This window comes from Brevibacillus sp. IT-7CA2, from assembly GCF_949767855.1.
In the GTDB taxonomy this organism is placed as follows: domain Bacteria; phylum Bacillota; class Bacilli; order Brevibacillales; family Brevibacillaceae; genus Brevibacillus.
In genome coordinates this window covers 589,795-607,661 of the sequence record NZ_CATKQT010000033.1, presented here as the reverse complement: position 1 = coordinate 607,661, position 17,867 = coordinate 589,795, and the positions used below count along the sequence as shown (strand labels likewise).

Sequence of the window (17,867 nt, the reverse complement as noted above, 5' to 3'; positions counted from 1 at the left end):
TCTAGCAGATTGTGCTTCTTCTATTTATTCAGGCTATGGTTTGCTCACGATTGGGAAAGAAGGCTTGAACAGCTCTTTTTCGCCCAGCTGTTGATAGTCGCGCTCGACGTAGCCCAGACGCATTTTGTCAAAGTAACACTGTCCCTTTGCTTTGATCTCTTCCAGATCAACTCCTGGCATAAGGCGGTCTTTCATTACGGTGCGTCCAGCGATGATTGAGAGCTTCACATCACGACCTGAGCCACATGTGATGATCGTACGGATTGGATCATCAACCGCACCCATGTGGAAACCGTCCAGATCGATGGCAATGATATCTGCTTTAGCCCCCGGCGCCAATCGTCCCAGATCATCTCTGCCAAGGAAACGTGCGCCACCTAATGTTGCTGCGCGGTAAATATCCGCGTAGCTGGAGTCAGCACAATCGCCTTCCACCAAACGAGACAGCATGCTGGCTGTGCGAATGTTTTGGATGAAATCAGGCGGGAACGTATCGGTTCCAATCGCGATGTTGACGCCGCGACGTTTGTAACGGGCAAACGATTCGAGTGCCTCGCCATGGCGACCGACTACGAGCGGGCAGTGAATCACGGTCGTGCCTGTCTCTTGGAGGATCGCCAAATCGTCTCCCTCTCCGAATTTCGCTTTACTAAACCCTGGAATGAAATGTGCGTGCGGAATTGCCGTTTTCTTTCCGAGGAAGCCGATCTCATTCAGGAACTGAATCGGTGATTTGTTGTGTCGACGATGGATTTCCGTATATTCATAGAGACCTTGTGCAGCATGCAGACGGATAGGACATCCGAGCTCTTCGCTGTAGCGCTTTGTGTTGATCAGGTTCTCTACAGACTGTGACTCGATTCGTTCTGGCGCCAGCATTCCACGGATGAGTCCGTTGTGAGCCCCATCGAAATCTTTGACGAATTGTACGGCCCGCTCCAGACCTGCTTGTCCTTCCGCTTCGTTCCACAGTACTTCAATCTCTCCATTTGCCTTCACGACGCGCATACCGGATTGATAGCTCGGCCCCATGTACATACGCAATCCCAAGCGTCCTGCATGATCGGCTGCGGCTGCCAGCTCCTCATACGTTTCCGCCCAGCGCTTGTAGAAGACGGATGTAATCGGCATCGCTGTCGTTACCCCATTTAGAATCAGTTGACTGTAAGCGAAAAGGGATTTAAACGCCTCTTCCTCAGGGGTCATTACCTCATGGTAGCCTTTGCGATAGTAATCTTCCGACCAGAGCATGTTTTTGTTTCTAGCAGAAGCTTGCTCCAGATGTACGATGTCGTGATCAATATCACCCAACGCATTCAGGTCAATGAAGCCCGGGCTGACTACTGCATTGCCAGCATCGATCACTTCATCTACCTCGCCATCAAAATGGTGCCCCACATACACAATGGTGTCATTCTCGTAAACGACTTCCCCATCCTTGATAATCACATGATCTTCGCCGTCAAAACCGATGACATATTTTGCGGTTATTTTCTTTTTCATGATGATCCTCCCTACTCTTTCTCGTTCCGGCCTCTCCACTCCATTGTATCCTTTGTTATTATAGGAAATATTCTGTAAAATTTGTTTCAAAACCTTTACATGTATTTGCACAATCTTTACTCCTTTTCGAAAACACGCAAGATTCCAAGCAATACGTAAAGATCATGCAAAAACTAGTAAAAAAGATGAAAAAACTTATTCGAAATATTCACTACAATTAACTTAGACAGCTAGACTGGACTCTCATCCACTAAATGCAAGATAGAGAAAGGGCTGATTTCTAGTGATGCAAGCTTTTTGGTTAACCAACGTTCGTCTCGATAAAGGATTTGAAACAGGAGAAGACGGCGTCTTTCACACACTCTCAGAAATCTGTCATTTGAAAATCGAAGACGGCAAAATCGCAGAGATCGTATCGGCGAACGAAAAACTCGACACCACTTTACCGCAAGAAGATGCAAAAGGTTTATTGGCCCTCCCCTCTTTTGTTGAAAAGCATAATCACCTGGACAAAACGTATGCAGGCGCAACCTGGAAGTCTTGCCTTCCTCCGAAAAAACTGATCGATCGCTTGGAGTTCGAAGCAAAAGAAATGCCGCTGATAACTGGGACGACCAAGGAGCGCGCACAAGCGATGCTCCAGTTGCATATCAAAGGCGGTGCCACACATGTGCGCACACATGTCAACATCGATCCATACATCGGGCTGAAAAACCTGGAGGGTGTGCGTGCAGCCCTGGAAGAGTACAGCGATCGCCTGACGTATGAAATCGTTGCTTTCCCGCAGCAGGGGCTCCTGCGCACACAAGCAAGCTCCTTGATGAGACAAGCGATGAAGGAAGGCGCTACACTGGTTGGGGGCTTGGACCCGGCTGGGATTGATAATGAATTGGAAGGCTCCTTGCGTGAAATGATGGACATTGCGGTGGAAGCAGATGCGGATGTCGATATTCACCTGCATGATCCGGGGACACTCGGCTTTTATACGATCAAAAGACTGCTCGATCTGACTGAAGAAGCTGGTTGGCAAAACCGTATGGCGATCAGTCATGCCTTTGCGCTCGGAGATGTGTCTATGGAGGAAAGCTCGGACATGGCAGATCGATTGTCCCAGCTGGGAACGATGATCATGACGACCGTTCCGATTAATCGGGCGATGCCACCTGTTCCGATGCTTCATGCCAAAGGCGTACAAGTCGCACTTGGTTACGATGGATTCTACGATTCGTGGTCGCCATATGGTACAGGCGATATGCTGGATAAGCTAAACCGTCTGGTCGAGCGCTACCGTTGGGTCGATGAGAAATCATTGGTGCAATCCTTGTACTTCATCACCGGAGGAAAAACAACGCTCGATAAAGATGGCAACCGTGCATGGCCAAATGTTGGCGACGAGGCAAGCATTGTGTTTGCAGAAAGCTCCTGCTCTGCGGAAGCGATTGCGAGAAAATCTCGTCGGGCTGCTGTTATGTTTAAAGGGAAGATTGTGCATGGTGCTTTGGAGAGATTGGAAGCGGGCAGATAATAGATGGAAAGGCTTCGCTGATTTGGGCGAAGCCTCTTTATGTCTTGTCTGATATTAAGCCACAGGATGATTGGAGGAAGATTCCTTCTCTTTAGATAAGAACCAGCCCAGTACAGCGATCAAGAGAAGAACGGTCCAGAACGTTGCCTTCCACGCGACCGACTTTGGAAAATCAGCTGCCAAATATCCTAGCTCAGGGTGCGACAGTGTGTATACGGCCAACTTGACGCCAACCCAGCCGACGATCAAAAATGCGGCTGTCTCTATTCCAGGCTTGCGTTGCAGCAACCCGACAAAGTAAGAAGCGGCAAATCGCATAATGACTAAACCGATGATCCCACCTGCTAGAATGACACCAAACTGCCCACCATCCAATCCACCTACTTTTGGTAATGACGTCTCCGGGAGTGTCACCGCAAAAGCAACAGCAGCAAGGATAGCGTCAACAGCAAAGGCAAGGTCCGCTAATTCCACTTTCAGTACCGTCATCCATAATCCAGAGCCTTGCTTCTCGGTGCCAGTCTCCTTATTGTGATCTTTGCGCAATATAAATTTCTTCACGATATGGTGGATGGCTATAAACAGGAGGTAAGCTGCCCCGATTGCCTGGACTTGCCATACGTCCACGAGGTAAGAAATGATAAATAACGAACCGAAACGGAACAGAAAGGCTCCAGCAAGCCCATAAAATAAAGCTTTCTTCCTCTCTTTCTCCGGAAGATGCTTCACCATAATTGCGATCACCAAAGCATTGTCTGCCGCCAAGATCCCTTCTAGGCCAATCAGGACAAATAGCACCCATCCATACTCCAATATCATAGCCCAATCCATTCCAGTCCCCCCTTATGTAAGTCCTATCCCTCTTTGTGGTAAATCCATCCTTTCTCTTTTTCTAGTATACTGTATTCCTGTTTGTTATAAGCATATAAACATACACTTATGTCAATGAATTTTAAAACCAAGCCTTTTTTAAGAGCTTCACACCAAGTTGGATTTCATCACTTGATAAATTATTGAAACCAAGTTTCAACATTGGTTGATCGGTTTTGTTTTTAATGAAGAAGAGTGAAGTAGGATAGACTTTAACTCCCTGAATGGCCGCTTGTTGAATGAGCCATTCTTCTGAACGCTCCACGTGTACTTTGACTAATAAGTACAAACCAGACTGCTCCCCAATGATAGAAATATGCTGTTTGAAATGCTTCCTTAATTCACAAGCGAAGTGCTGCATTTTTCGTTTATAAACAAGACGCATGCGTTTAATATGGCGATTCCACTCCCCTTCTTCCATAAATTTCGCCATTGCGAATTGGCTAAGTAGTGAAGTGGTGCTCTCGAAATGTGCGAATTGATTTTTATAACAGTTGATAAGCGGCTGCGGCAACACCATATAACTTAATCGAATTCCTGGCAGAAAGCACTTCGAGAAATTTCCGAGATAAATAACTCTCGTTGAATCGATGGAAGCGAGAGCCGGAAATGGTTGTTGGGTATAGCGATATTCACTATCATAATCGTCTTCGATAATATATCCTTGCCTATTTTTAGCCCAATGGATGAGTGTATGCCTTTGTTGAATGGGCATGCTTACCCCATATGGACTGTGATGGGACGGAGCCACATAAATTAATCGTGATTTCATATGTTCCAAGTGTGAAAAATCAGCACCTGTCTCATAAACGGGTAATGTTTCCAGTGTAAATCCATTTAATTGAAAAGCTTTCCTAGCGCCATCATAACCAGGATCCTCCACAATCATGCTAGAAAAATCATGTTTCAGAACAAGACCGAGATACACAAGCATTTGTTGGGTACTACTCCCGATAATGATGGCATCTGGTTCTGTTCTCACTCCACGAGACTGGAGTAAATATGCTGCGATTTGCTCACGTAGGCTCCATTCACCAAAAGGCTCCCCGTACCGAAAGCTCTCCTTTGCCGTTAATACTTGATTCGAGATCCTCCGCCACGTTTTTAAAGGGAAATGCGCTTGATCGACGACATCTGCGCGAAAATCAATGCGAACAGATGGTACCGGCTCTGTTTGCTTGTGAGTAGAAGAGTTGCGAGCCTCTTGAAATAAAACGGGCTCTAACTCATTTACAAAATAACCTTTTCGGCCTTCTCCACGAATATACCCTTCAGCAACAAGTTGTTCATACGCCATTAAGGTTGTATTACGGCTTACATGTAAGGAATCTGCGAGTTGACGAATAGAGGGCAATGGCTCATCCGCCTTAATGTCGCCTTGTTCAATAAATGATTTAAATTTCTCGTAAATTTGTTTGTATTTAGGAGAATTATCTTTGAAGGTAAAAATGGTATTTTTCATTTGCACCCCTACTGACATGTATATTTATTTATTATTGTATCTTTTTTTATGTCAGTTTGTATCATATTCTTGGTTCAAGTACAAGTTGAAAGGGTGGTTACTGTGTACATTCCTAAGCAATATCGGATGGAACATGATGAGGCGGTTCAAATGATGAAGTCTAATCCGTTTGCCCTATTGATCACGGTTGATGAACATCGCCCGTTGGCTACGCATATTCCGTTGGAAATTCGTGAAGAGGAAGGGAAAATCTATGCAACTGGGCACATCGCATACGGAAACATGCAGAAGAAAACGTTGGATAATAATAGAGATGTTTTGCTTATTTTTCAAGGACCACACGCTTACATTTCATCAAGCTGGTATGAGTCTGAACAGGTTCCCACATGGGACTATCTCGCTGTACATGCGTATGGGACAGCACGTATCCTCACAAAGGATGAACTGAAGTCGGCTTTGGATTCTATGCTTACACACTATGAATCTGACCGAGAAAATGGTCGGCTCTGGGAGACCTTCAATCCTGAGTTGCTTGAGAGAGAAATGAAAGGAATCGTTGGTTTTGAGATTGAAATCACCTCTATTCAAGGGGCAGCCAAAATGAGCCAAAATCGCAACAACACCGATTATCAATCGATTGTGGCAGAGCTTGAAAAATCAAATGATCAGGGGGAAATTCAGGTTTCTCAGTGGATGCGTGAGCAACGGAAAGAGTTATTTAAATGATCAGCCTATAGATACAACAAGGAGTTGCTTCTTATGGAGTTTTCAACTATTTGGCTATTTGTCATTACCGCTTCTACATTGTTAATCATACCTGGACCAGCTGTGTTCTATATTATGGCAAGAAGTATCGATCAAGGGAAGAAAGCGGGCCTGGTATCAGTCCTTGGCGTGTCTCTTGGTGGTTCTGTTCACGTTTTAGCTGGAGCAATCGGAGTTTCTGCGATTCTTATGACATCAGCAACAGCCTTTCATATCGTGAAATACTTGGGTGCTGCTTATCTTATCTATTTGGGGTGTAAGACTTTATTTTCTACAGCTGATAGAACGGCTTCCGAAATTCCAAAAGCCCCTCGCAAAAAATTACGAAAGATTTTTTACGAATCAGCGCTTGTCGAGGTAATGAATCCTAAGACAGCACTCTTCTTTTTAGCCTTCTTTCCGCAATTCATATCACCTACTGCTGGGTCAGTCACCGTTCAATTTTTGCTTTTGGGAACGATATTTATTATCCTCGCTTTTGTTAGCGATGGTCTGTATGCCGTTCTCGCAGCAAGTATGAGAAAGCGGATTGTGGGTAGTACGGCGAGTTCAAAGGTAGTGAATCGGATAACTGGTTATTTATATATTGCTCTAGGGATTTTCTCAGCCTTTGCGAGCCCCTCCAAAACATAGACGTGCGTGATGAAATATACAAATAAGGAAAATGAAACGGAGAGATAGGTTATGACTAGATTTATCATTGAAGATGATTTTTGGTCGTTATTTCCGCATGCAAAAATAGGCATCGTGATTTGCCAAGGAATTGATAATTCAATTAGGGACGTTGAAAAATACGAGAAGCTGCTGCAGGAGGCAGAGAAAGAAGCGCATAAATTCTTACGTCTAGAGGAATTCAGTAGTAATCCTGTCATTTCCGTTTGGCGAGAAGCTTTTCAGAAATTCAAGACTAAGAAAGGAGCAAGGTGTTCCATTGAAGCTTTATTAAAAAGAGTGAAAAATGGCAATCCGATCGGAACAATAAACCCGCTTGTTGACATCTATAATTCCATTTCATTACGTTATGGGCTTCCGTGTGGTGGAGAAGATATCGATACTTTTGTAGGCGATATTCGGCTAACACAAGCAAATGGCAATGAACCGTTTATCCCATTGGGACAGGATGAAAATGCTTCGCCATATGAAGGGGAAATTGTTTATAAAGATGATGACGGTGCCATCTGCAGATGCTGGAATTGGCGTGAAGCTCAGAGGACGATGCTAACAGAAAATACGAAAAATGCATTCCTCTGTATTGAATTAATAGATGAAACAAGAAGCAATGAATTCCATATGGCGCTAAAAGAATTGTCTGGTTTAGTGCCACATCATCTTGGTGGTATGGTGAAGATCGAAGTGTTAGATATCAATCATAAGGAAATGAACATCTTTGGTTAAACAACCGGCAGCCAAATGCACTGGCTGCCGTTGTTTGTGTTTATGAAACGATCGATGCCCGTTCGCTCAACAACCATATCCTGACGTTAGAACATGCCATTCTCATTGGGAGAATCAGCCGGTATGGGTTGGCCTACATCCCACAATTCGACGATTTGGTCGTTATGGAAACGGAAGATATGGACCACAGCTCCCCCAAGATCCTCTTGGTTTTGCTTCACATGGGAATGAACCGCAACGATCTCCCCCTCTTCGATGGCACGTTTCACTTCGAGAATCTTATGAGGATTCTTTGCGGCGTTCTCTTCCATTGCGAGCATAAGAGAATGAGCATCGCCACGAAAAAAGGGATTATGGTGGCGGAGATTCGGACCAGCGTATCTTTGGTATGCTTCTCGCACATTCCCCGACGCTACCAGTTGCAAAAACGACACCGCATTCTCTTTGAGAGAAGTCTTCATTACAAATCATCCTTTCTTTAATAAGATACCCGTTCGTACAACACGTCTATCTATGCCCAACTTTTTGCACTTTTTAACTCTCTTCGTCACTTGCTATGCTTTCAATCTTGCCATTCGTATTTACTATTTCTTCTGTGTACCCAATTAACCTTTTTCCCATATCCGTTATTCAACCGCTCATCTTGCCTGCTGCGTTGAGGTATAATAGTTCAAAGCAAAGGGGGCGGAAAACTGTGGAGTGGTTAATCGGTCTGGCATGCAGCGCAGGGATTGCGGGGGCGGCTTATGTAAAACGGTCGCTGTCTGGTTCCGGCTTTTTGGCGGCGGTGATACTCGGCACCGTGATGTACGCACTCGGAAGCCCTATCTGGTTCGGCTCCCTCATCGCTTTTTTTGTCTCGTCCACCTTATTGTCCAAGTGGAAAAAGCATAAAAAGCAAGAGGCCGAGAGCGGTTATGAGAAAACGGGGAGACGCGATGCTGGCCAGGTGTTCGCAAACGGAGGGCTCGGACTCCTGTTATGTATAACAAATTGGGTGTGGCCGCATCCGCTTTGGTGGTACGCGTTCCTCGGCGTGATGGCGGCGGTCACAGCCGATACATGGGCGACAGAAATCGGCGGCTTGAGCCGGAAGCCTCCGCGATCGATCAAGACAGGGCAACGTGTTGCGCCTGGTACTTCTGGCGGTGTTTCTAGTCTGGGCATGGGTGCTTCGCTTGCCGGTGGACTATTTATCGGCGGCGTAGCGTGGTTGCTGCTTGCGGTCCCCGGTCAACCCGCGCCGGATGTGATCACACCTGCTCTTAGACTGGCAGCTTGGATCGGCATAGCAGGACTCGCGGGCCTGGTAGGGTCACTGGTTGATTCATGGATCGGTGCGACATGGCAGCAAATGTACCGTTGCGGCGCTTGTGGTCGTGAAATCGAGCAGGCTCTTCACTGTGGCAAGCCAGCCGTACGAATCCGCGGTCGTGCTGGTTGGAACAACGATGCCGTCAATGTCGCTGGCTCGCTTGCAGGTGGTGCTTTCGCCGTCTTATTGGCGCTAGCAATCGGCTTATCGTTTGACCTATAAAGAAACGGAAAGACTTCGTATCACCAAACGATACTGAGTTTTTCCGTTTCTTTATTTTGGGGCACAAGTCTAGGCTATTTTCGTCACTTTCTTCGTGTTCTGTACCATTTTTGAGACGCACGCCCAAAGTATGAGGCCAATTAGGAGAAAGCCGACATTCATGCTGATGACGCCTCCCCATCCATATGCGGACCAAAACAATCCTCCAAGTGTTCCTCCTACACTTGAACCCGTATAGTAGAAAAACAAGTACAAAGAAGAGGCCTGTGCTTTGTTCTGTAAAGCAAGCTGTCCTACCCAACTGCTTGCTACGGCATGCGCTCCAAAAAATCCAAAAGTAAAAAATCCAAGTCCTGCTATCTTCATCATGAGATTCGATTCCCACGTCAAACAGACACCGATCAATGCAAGGAATAAGCTTGTGAATAACAGCCTTTGCTTACCGTGACGATCTATTAATTTTCCGGTCCAGACAGAGCTGAACATTCCGATGATCATAATTAAAAATGTCCAACTTATATATGTTGGGCTGAGCGAATAGGGCTTTTCGAGCAATACATAAGCGATGTAATTGAACAACGCTACATTACTTCCTAAAAGTATAAAACCGATGACAAATAAACAAATAAGACTTGGAGCCTTTAGATGGTCCATTAAAGACAGACCTAACTTTCTCATTACGAATGGGCGTGCTTTGAAATGTTGTGATGGTGGTAAGGTGTTCCAAAAAATCAGTGTGGCAGCCAAACTGATGAGACCAATCCCCCCTATTGCCATCTGCCAGCCGAAGTAGTCACTCATCATTCCAGAGAAAACCCTGCCAAACACAGCACCAATTGAATTGCCGCATATATAGAGACCCATAGCCGCTCCCAGACTTTTGGATTCGATTTCTTCTCCAAGATAGGCCATTGCGATGGAGGGTAAACCCGCCAATGAAATTCCTTCAATCGTTCGCAATACCAGGAGAACATGAAAATTCGAACTGAATGCTGTGAGAATACAAAACACAGACGAAGCGAGCATGGAAAAGATCATGATTGGCTTGCGTCCCCATACTTCAGACAACGAACCAAAAATGAGCATACTGATGGCAAGCACCATCGTTGTAATGGAGAGGGAAAAGCTTGCTGTCGTTGGACTAACCGAAAATTCTCTTGAAAATTCTGGCATCAATGGCTGTACGCAGTAAAGAATAGCAAACGTATTGAAACCAGCAGCAAAAAAAGCAAAGCTGGTTTTGCGGAAGAGTGGCGTGCCTTGTTGTATCATGTGATCACCATATCATTTCAGGATGATTATGGTTTCATGGTATCACCATTTATCTATGATGTATAATTCATTATAATCATGTTTTTCATGCATTTATGTAATGAAAAATCCGAACAGAAGGTGGTGCTTTCGAATGGAATGGCAACAGTTCGAATATTTTCAAACCCTGGCAAGAATCCAACACGTGACACATGCTGCCGAAGCTCTCTCGATTTCCCAGTCTGCCCTTAGTCGTTCGATTGCCCGATTTGAGGATGAAATAGGCGTGCCCTTGTTTGACCGTCAAGGACGTTCGATTCGGCTCAATAAATATGGTCATCTCTTTTTAACGCGAGTCGAAAATATGATGAAGGAATTTCATGAAGGAAAACAAGAAATCATGGATTTACTTGATCCAGATAAGGGCGAAGTGTCTCTTGGGTTTCTGCACACGTTAAGTACCAGTCGTATCCCTGATTTACTCGCTTCTTTTCGCTCCCACTACCCAAACATTCATTTTCGACTCGGACAAGGTCCCTCCCATACGCTTATGAATCAGTTGCAAGGAGGAGAATTTGATCTTTGTCTACTTGCTCCTATGGATATGAAATCTCCCTTTGTATGGAAGCCGCTTTGGAATGAAGAACTTTTTGTGATTGTCCCCAAAGAACACAAGTATGCAAATCGCACCTCGATTACTTTGGAAGAGATTGCAGATGAATCATTTATCCATTTAAAACAAGGGTACTCCCTTCGCATCACCGTTGAGCAATTGTTTCAAGTAGCGGGAATTAAACCTCCCATTACATTTGAAGGAGAGGAAGCAGATACCGTTGCAGGACTGGTCGCTGCTGGACTGGGAATCTCCCTTTTGCCCAATTTAAAGGGAACGGACCAGAGTAAGATCACACAAATCCCTGTCAAAAGTCCGAAGTGCCAACGAACCATTGGAATTGCTTGGGTAGAAGGGAGATATTTATCACCTGCCACTGAAAAATTTAAACAATTTGTGATGAACCATGCCTGCGATTTTGAATAGACATGGGTGAAACTACGACTCCCCCGCTTGCCTTGATTCCCGTCGCCAACTCATGAGTACCAAAGACAACGCGATTGTCGTGAGGATAATGCCAAGCACTCGCAAACCCTCGGCGCTAAACTTATCTCCCATTACAATGCCGATCAATAATGAGGAGAGAATGGTTCCCAGGTATCTGGATGTTTGAAATAATCCGGATGCTACGCCGATGATTTCTTTTGGAGAGCTTTTGAACAAGGCTGCTTGCATTCCGACATTGTTTAAACCGTTGCTAATGCCGAATGCCGCTAACGCCACACAAACACTGACGACCTGTGAATCTTGATTGAACATCACGAGCCACAATGACCCGAATGTCATCAGTATGGCGGATGCGAACAAAGCCGGTCGGGGCCCTGAGTGATCAATCCATCGTCCCGCTAGTGGAGACACAATGAGTGAGCATAAACCTAAGCTGAGCATGAGCATTCCAGTATGAAACTCGCTGACATGACGAACCATTTGCAAGTAGGACGGAAGCCCGAAAAAAAGCGAGTAAAAAAGGACGTTCACGAGCATGAATTCGACATTGACCCACGTCATCACAGGATACTTGGCGAATGTCCGTAGAGGAATAAATGGAGAAGTCGTTTTTAACTCATGTCGTACGAAAACCCCTAGTGTAACGAGGCCGATCCCTCCAACCATGATAGGCCACCATGTGACATGCCCCGATGATTTTGCTGACAGTAATCCCACGAGCAGTGCAACCAGACCCACTGCGAAGAGCACGATCCCTGTTGCATCTATCAAATCCAACCATTTTCGAAAGGACATGTTATGTGCAACAGATGCTGTCAATTCATCCTTTGGAATCATCCTCCAGGCTAACAGCAAGTTCGCCACCACGAACGGAATATTAATGAGAAAGATAGCAGACCAATCCCAATAGTGAATCAAGACCCCGCCAATAAAAGGTCCAATCGCTGCTGCTCCGGATAGGAATATGGACAGTACGGAAAGCGCAGTTGCTTGTTTCTCCGTAATATGAATTCGTACAATAGCCATTCCAACCGCAACCATCATGCTTGTGCCGATCGATTGCACAATTCGGAACACAATGAGCCACCCAAAGCTTGGTGATAATGGAGCCAATAAGGAAGCAACGAAAGATACGACAAGCCCGGTAAGAAATATCTTCCTGCGACCGAACAAATCACTTGCCTTTCCCATGACAGGTTGAGTGATCGCACTCGCAATGTAGAACGAGAAAATAATCCACGAAACAACCGTGAAATCAAGACTGTACACACTTTGCAGCCTTGCAATCGCAACAGAAATCATCGAAGAATTTAATGGGTTCAACAATATCCCTAGTCCAACGGAAATCATCAACCACCTGTTGTGAGCCCCCATTTCCAGCCCTCCTTTAAGCGTTTTGATGATATCGTACTGGAAATCAAACATTTACTCCAACGCATTTCATGTTATGATTTCATTGATTGAAAGGAATGAATGGAGGAGCTAAATGGAACTTCTTCAACTGCAATACTTTCTTACCGTAGCTCGTATGGAGCATGTGACCGAAGCTGCACGAAGTCTGCATGTGACCCAATCGTCCCTAAGCAAAACGATTCAACGATTGGAGGAGGATCTCGGAGTCCCGCTATTTGATCGAAAAGGGAGAAAGCTACGTCTGAATGAGTTCGGAAGCAAATTCCTCTGCCGGGTGGAAAGAGCTTTGTTTGAATTAGAACAAGGGAAGCTGGAGCTTAGCCATTTGTCCAACCCGGAGCATGGCACACTTGAATTGGCGGTGACTACTGCAAGCACGCTACCCAATATCCTTCGAGAGTTTCGGAAAAAGCGGCCCGATATCCAATTTCATGTACAAATGCTCACCACGCAGGAAATGGTTACGCTTCTTCATAGAGGAGAGGTCGATTTTTGCTTGTCCTCCCCTCCTATACAAGACGATGACATTGAATGCCAAATCGTCTTCATTGACCCTATCCTCGTAGCTATTCCAAGGGGACATCGACTGGCAGACCGAAGTATCGTATCTTTGACAGAGCTGAAGGATGAATCGTTTGTCGGTGTAAAGAAAGGGTACGGTACACGCGATTTCGTAGACGCTATATGCAAGTCAGCTGGATTCGCACCTACATATGTGTATGAGGGAGATGAACCTGCAAGGCTAATCCAGCTGGTGGAAGCAGAAATTGGCATAGCCTTCATACCAAGCACAGCAAGAGATTCTCGTGAACAAATCAAGTATCTCCAAGTAGAAAATCACGAATTGGTACGGGAAATCGCTTTATTATGGCACAAGAGTCGGTACATTTCGCGAGCTGCCCAAGAATTCCGTGAGGTTGTTGTCGATTATTTTGGGGATGTATGCAAACTTGAGAGGTGATGAATCATGAAACTTCACGATTGTCCTACGTGTAATACCAACAGTCAAGAATGTATGATCGTCACCGAGAATTCATTGCACCCTACAGCTGAGAGATTAAAGTGCCGTATATGTTCCTGGAGTGGAAAGTGGTCGGACATGAAAGTGCGCGAGATCCCAGACGAACCAATCCCGGGCGTCGAACCGATTACCGACTATGGTGTGCTACATTCAGATCAAATTCGACTTCGCTATACAGGAGGTTGTTGCCCTCATTGTGGGGGAGATGATCCTTTATGCTGGTGCCATGCATTTTAGTGCAGGCAAATGAACAAAAAAACAGACACGTCACATTCACGTGTCTGTTTTGATAGAGGATACAGGCGTCGTCAGGATGATGCGATCTTTTTCCAGTTCGATTCGGAGCTTGCCGTCCGCCTGAATCGCCTGGAGGTACTCCATTGGGATCTGCAGCCTCCCCACTTGATCAAGCACCGCCAATTCCTCATGAGTGTCCTCGTTAGCTGACTCATCCGAAGACTCGGAAGTGTTTTCTTCCATTCCTTTTCGCCGCAACAACTCGCTGGACGTTTTCCCATCCCTAATTGCTACGACGCGATCCACTTTGCGCGCCAGCTCCAAGTCATGAGTGACGATGACGACCGTTAGCCCGAACGAACGGTTCAGCTCTTGAAACAAATCGAGAATGATAGCTGCTGTTCGAGTGTCTACACTGCCAGTCGGCTCATCTGCCAAAAGAAGCTTGGGCTCGTTCGCCAACGCGATCGCGATGGCTACCCGCTGTTGCTCCCCGCCGGAAAGTTCGCTCAGCTTGTTCTTTTTTCGGTGGCCCAGCCCCACCAGTTCCAACAACTCGTGGGCCCGCTCCCTTTTTCGCTTGCCCCGCAAAAGCATTGGCATCTCCACATTTTGCAGAGCAGATAGATAAGGGATCAGATTGCGGGCGTTGTTCTGCCAGACAAAGCCTACGGTCTGCAAACGATACTGAACCAGCTCGGAAGCTGTCAAACGAAATAAATCAGCTCCCGCGACGGAAAGTTTTCCTGCCGAGGGACGGTCCAGCCCTCCCAGCATGTTCAGAAGTGTTGATTTGCCGCTGCCGCTATTCCCGATGATCCCCATCAGCTCTCCAGCCTCTACACGCAAATCCAACCCTTGCAGCGCCACCACTTCCAGATCATTTGCCTTGTAGATTTTCACCAAATTTTCGCATACGATCATCTGATTAGTCCTCCCCCAGCTTTACAGCTTGATGGATCTGCATCCGTGACAGCAGAATACCGACGACCCCGATTCCGATAACGAGTGTCGCAGCAATGAACGTATAAATGATTTGTTCATCTTGCGGCATCGAAATGACGGTAAAGGGAGGAACTTGCTTATCCGCATGCAAATAGAGACTGAGTGCAGGCAAAAACAGGCTATTTGCCAGCTTGCCTGCTGTCATTCCCATCGCAAAAGCGACGCCAAACGTCAAGAGCTGCTCCCACGCGAGGATGGCAAGAAGCTGTTTGAATGACATTCCCATCGCACGGAACACGCCGTATTGCAATTTTCTGGCCCCCAGTGTAAGCACCCAGTACATCACGTAGCCGATAAAGGTGACTAGCATGGAAAGCAGGAATCCGAGCGTCAGCGATCCGTTCAGTCCCAAATAAAATGCGTTGTTTTTCATCTGGATGACTTGCTGTTTGGCATTATTCAGCATGGCGAGCTTGACTCCCTCTTGTGACAGACCCTTGTAAAGCGATTCAGAAGACGATTCCTCTTTCATTTTGATCCAAACCTCATACGGCTCCAGGCGAATCTTGTCTTGCACGAACGGGAGATTGGCTACTGCCAAATACTGTTCTTCCATTCTGCTTCCGTATGAGCTTTTTACAGGCGTAGGATTCCATCCCGGCCAGTAATCCACGATGGCATACACAATCATTTCAACCCTGCGAGAATCCCCCCAACCAAGCAGGATGGTTTGTCCCTCCACCACTTGCAGCTTGTCTGCGAGGCTGCGAGACAGCAATAGGGCACGCGGTTCTTTTGCTATCAAATTCAAATAATCGTGGAAGTGATGCGGCAGCAAGTCAGACTTCATCCAAGCGGTCTTTGCAAACTCTTTGGGGTCGATCCCCATCAAGGTGATGTCCTTCACAGGATCGCCCTGAAAAGAAGCCTCCGCCAGGCCGTTCACAAAGACTTTTGTTGCATGCTCAACCTCAGGCAGTCGACTGTACACTTCGAAATTCGGCTCTACATACTGAACGGGAGGAGCTGCAGGCGCTTGTTCCACTTCTGCACCCTCACCTTCTTCCGCATTCTTTTCTCCCCGATAGACCGTTACTTCCGGTTTGTCGCTCTGCCACTCTGCCTTCAACCGAATATCCGCGCCGATTTGGTAACGGATTCTCTCCTCTGCATTTTGATTGATCGTCCGTGCCATGCTTGCACTGAACATTCCTACGGCGACCGTAATCGTCACAAACAGCATGAGAAAATGATACTGCCGTGGAGCTCTCCCTACCTGAACCAGCGTCGTATGCAGAGAAAGCGGGAAGAAGGAGCGTCCTGCCCAAGACATCAGACGCAGGAGCCACGGGTACAAACGGAGAAGCAGCAGGCCAAGACCGAGCGAAAACAGAACGGGCACAAAAAAGAGAAGGAAATCGATCGAGATGGCCGAAGCCCCTTCGCTCGTTTTTGCTGCGGTTTCAGCGGCGTTTTGATAGGAATACCATCCATACCACGAGACCGCAAGCAGCAATACGTCGAAAAACAGCCGGTGCCAAATGGCAGGTCCACTCATTCTCGCCATGTTTTGCTTGTGCGTGACGATATTTTGCCTGGTTGCCAGAAATACAGAAATCAAAACGAGTGTGATACAGGCAAGCACCATCCACGCAGCATATACGAAAACCTCGCGACTAATGGTGACATCCAAACCTTTGCGATCGACGAATTCGAGAAATCCATTCGAGACGCCGAGTATCTTGCTAAGCTGTATCCCCACAAATGGACCGATCAGAAAAGCGCATAACCCCAAAATGGCGATCTCCATGAAATAAATAGAAAAAATCTGCATTCTGCTGGCTCCCCTGCTGCCCAGCACAGCGATTTCCGTTCGTTGCCTTTCCACAATTAATCCCGAAACCATCACGAGATAAATGCCCAGCATAATGAAAATAGGGATGTAGAGCGACCAGAGAATGGTTTTGAATTGCTTCTCTTGCTCATTGTACTTGCCCACGAGACTAGCCGCCGGAAACTGAACGTTGATCTCCGCTTTTTTCAATCCATGCTGTTGCAGCTTCCCTTCGATTCCGGCCACCAATGAATTCAGCTTCTCTGTATCGCTGATCCGAAATGATTGGTAATGAAGGGCCGTATACATTTGGGTTGAAATGACCAGATTTTTCTCTTCCAAAAACACACTCCGAAAAAGCCGTTCATCCAATACGAAGCCACTGGAGTATTCACTGGTCGAAGCAAACCAATAAGGATCGTTCCCCTCTTTTTCCTTGAAAACACCAACCGGCTTGATTCGCACCTTGAGTCCTTCTACCTGGTTCGTGGTCAGCTCATACAAGCTGCCTAGCACCATCCGGCGGTCCTTTAACGCTTTTTCCGTTACCAGTGCTTCGTACACGCCATCAACGGGGGTTGCAGCAGGCAGGCGACCGTCAACAAGCGTCATATGCTGCTCCAGTCCACTCAGCGAATAGATCCGCGAACTGTCGGAACTGAGCGGGCTCTTCGGTTGTATGTTTTCCTGAATGGCATTAAACGGAATGGTCCGCAAAACTGTCACTTCTGCATACACCGGGACATCCAGTTGAGCGATTACTTCGTTTTGCAAATGAGCGGTCATTTCGTCTACAAGAACCGCCCCATTCTTTCCCAGTTTGTTTTGATTGACTGCGATCAGCAAGCCACCGGGGAAGCGCTTCACATTCTTCTGGTATTCCTCCATATCCTTGGTCAACATCCGTTGGAGTACCCCTGACGTGAAAGCAGGTATACTCGATACCAATCCGACAGCGACGATCAGCCCGATCAACAGACTGCCGACCAGCCAGCGGTTATTCATCATTTTCCGCAAGATCATTTGCAGCATCGCCACGAAATTGTCCC

At 46.5% G+C, this 17,867-nt stretch carries 15 protein-coding genes; 7 read left to right on the top strand and 8 right to left on the bottom strand.

Features of this window, described 5'->3' with window-relative positions; all coding sequences use genetic code 11:
- Window positions 1-33 precede the first annotated feature (33 nt).
- Window positions 34-1,503 carry an amidohydrolase family protein gene (locus ACM6JA_RS19475; protein WP_414853663.1) on the bottom strand — a complete coding sequence of 490 codons (1,470 nt, stop codon included), beginning with the start codon at window positions 1,501-1,503 and terminating at the stop codon, window positions 34-36.
- Window positions 1,504-1,786: 283 nt separating this feature from the next.
- On the opposite strand from ACM6JA_RS19475, the gene ACM6JA_RS19470 reads away from it, so the two are divergent.
- Window positions 1,787-3,028: an amidohydrolase family protein gene (locus ACM6JA_RS19470; RefSeq protein ID WP_414853662.1), complete on the top strand. Its 1,242-nt coding sequence runs from the start codon at window positions 1,787-1,789 to the stop codon at window positions 3,026-3,028.
- A gap of 54 nt (window positions 3,029-3,082) precedes the next feature.
- Here ACM6JA_RS19470 and ACM6JA_RS19465 read toward each other — a convergent pair whose 3' ends face one another.
- Window positions 3,083-3,859 carry a TerC family protein gene (locus ACM6JA_RS19465; RefSeq protein ID WP_414853661.1) on the bottom strand — a complete coding sequence of 259 codons (777 nt, stop codon included), beginning with the start codon at window positions 3,857-3,859 and terminating at the stop codon, window positions 3,083-3,085.
- Window positions 3,860-3,980: 121 nt separating this feature from the next.
- Window positions 3,981-5,360, bottom strand: a complete 1,380-nt coding sequence (locus ACM6JA_RS19460; RefSeq protein ID WP_414853695.1) for a PLP-dependent aminotransferase family protein — start codon at window positions 5,358-5,360, stop codon at window positions 3,981-3,983.
- A gap of 102 nt (window positions 5,361-5,462) precedes the next feature.
- On the opposite strand from ACM6JA_RS19460, the gene ACM6JA_RS19455 reads away from it, so the two are divergent.
- Genes ACM6JA_RS19455 through ACM6JA_RS19445 form a run of 3 tightly spaced genes read left to right on the top strand, consistent with a single transcriptional unit; the run spans window position 5,463 to window position 7,520 of the window.
- On the top strand, window positions 5,463-6,086 hold the full coding sequence (locus tag ACM6JA_RS19455) for an FMN-binding negative transcriptional regulator (RefSeq protein ID WP_007722355.1): 624 nt from the start codon (window positions 5,463-5,465) through the stop codon (window positions 6,084-6,086).
- A 33-nt stretch (window positions 6,087-6,119) separates the two neighbouring features.
- On the top strand, window positions 6,120-6,758 hold the full coding sequence (locus ACM6JA_RS19450) for a LysE family translocator (protein WP_414853660.1): 639 nt from the start codon (window positions 6,120-6,122) through the stop codon (window positions 6,756-6,758).
- Between the two features lie 51 nt (window positions 6,759-6,809).
- Window positions 6,810-7,520 carry a B3/4 domain-containing protein gene (locus ACM6JA_RS19445; RefSeq protein WP_414853659.1) on the top strand — a complete coding sequence of 237 codons (711 nt, stop codon included), beginning with the start codon at window positions 6,810-6,812 and terminating at the stop codon, window positions 7,518-7,520.
- An 86-nt stretch (window positions 7,521-7,606) separates the two neighbouring features.
- Here the strand turns inward: ACM6JA_RS19445 and ACM6JA_RS19440 are convergent, their stop codons facing one another.
- Window positions 7,607-7,981, bottom strand: coding sequence for a nuclear transport factor 2 family protein (locus tag ACM6JA_RS19440; RefSeq protein WP_414853658.1), 375 nt, complete (start codon window positions 7,979-7,981; stop codon window positions 7,607-7,609).
- 233 nt (window positions 7,982-8,214) lie between these two features.
- Here ACM6JA_RS19440 and ACM6JA_RS19435 point away from each other — a divergent pair, with 233 nt between their 5' ends.
- Window positions 8,215-9,057: a DUF92 domain-containing protein gene (locus tag ACM6JA_RS19435; RefSeq protein WP_414853657.1), complete on the top strand. Its 843-nt coding sequence runs from the start codon at window positions 8,215-8,217 to the stop codon at window positions 9,055-9,057.
- A gap of 69 nt (window positions 9,058-9,126) precedes the next feature.
- On the opposite strand, the gene ACM6JA_RS19430 is transcribed toward ACM6JA_RS19435, so the two are convergent.
- The gene (locus ACM6JA_RS19430) at window positions 9,127-10,329 is read right to left on the bottom strand and encodes an MFS transporter (protein WP_414853656.1); all 1,203 of its coding nucleotides are present in this window, start codon (window positions 10,327-10,329) and stop codon (window positions 9,127-9,129) included.
- A 133-nt stretch (window positions 10,330-10,462) separates the two neighbouring features.
- On the opposite strand from ACM6JA_RS19430, the gene ACM6JA_RS19425 reads away from it, so the two are divergent.
- Window positions 10,463-11,347 carry a LysR family transcriptional regulator gene (locus tag ACM6JA_RS19425; protein ID WP_414853655.1) on the top strand — a complete coding sequence of 295 codons (885 nt, stop codon included), beginning with the start codon at window positions 10,463-10,465 and terminating at the stop codon, window positions 11,345-11,347.
- A gap of 12 nt (window positions 11,348-11,359) precedes the next feature.
- Here ACM6JA_RS19425 and ACM6JA_RS19420 read toward each other — a convergent pair whose 3' ends face one another.
- Complete coding sequence (locus ACM6JA_RS19420) at window positions 11,360-12,742, bottom strand: MFS transporter (RefSeq protein ID WP_414853654.1); 1,383 nt, start codon at window positions 12,740-12,742, stop codon at window positions 11,360-11,362.
- A 112-nt stretch (window positions 12,743-12,854) separates the two neighbouring features.
- Here ACM6JA_RS19420 and ACM6JA_RS19415 point away from each other — a divergent pair, with 112 nt between their 5' ends.
- A complete protein-coding gene (locus ACM6JA_RS19415; RefSeq protein WP_414853653.1) occupies window positions 12,855-13,742 on the top strand; it encodes a LysR family transcriptional regulator in 888 nt (295 codons plus the stop codon).
- A gap of 333 nt (window positions 13,743-14,075) precedes the next feature.
- Here the strand turns inward: ACM6JA_RS19415 and ACM6JA_RS19410 are convergent, their stop codons facing one another.
- Both ACM6JA_RS19410 and ACM6JA_RS19405 read right to left on the bottom strand, forming a co-directional pair.
- Window positions 14,076-14,963, bottom strand: coding sequence for an ABC transporter ATP-binding protein (locus ACM6JA_RS19410; protein WP_414853652.1), 888 nt, complete (start codon window positions 14,961-14,963; stop codon window positions 14,076-14,078).
- A 4-nt stretch (window positions 14,964-14,967) separates the two neighbouring features.
- Window positions 14,968-17,850: an FtsX-like permease family protein gene (locus tag ACM6JA_RS19405; RefSeq protein ID WP_414853694.1), complete on the bottom strand. Its 2,883-nt coding sequence runs from the start codon at window positions 17,848-17,850 to the stop codon at window positions 14,968-14,970.
- Between the last annotated feature and the right edge of the window lie 17 nt (window positions 17,851-17,867).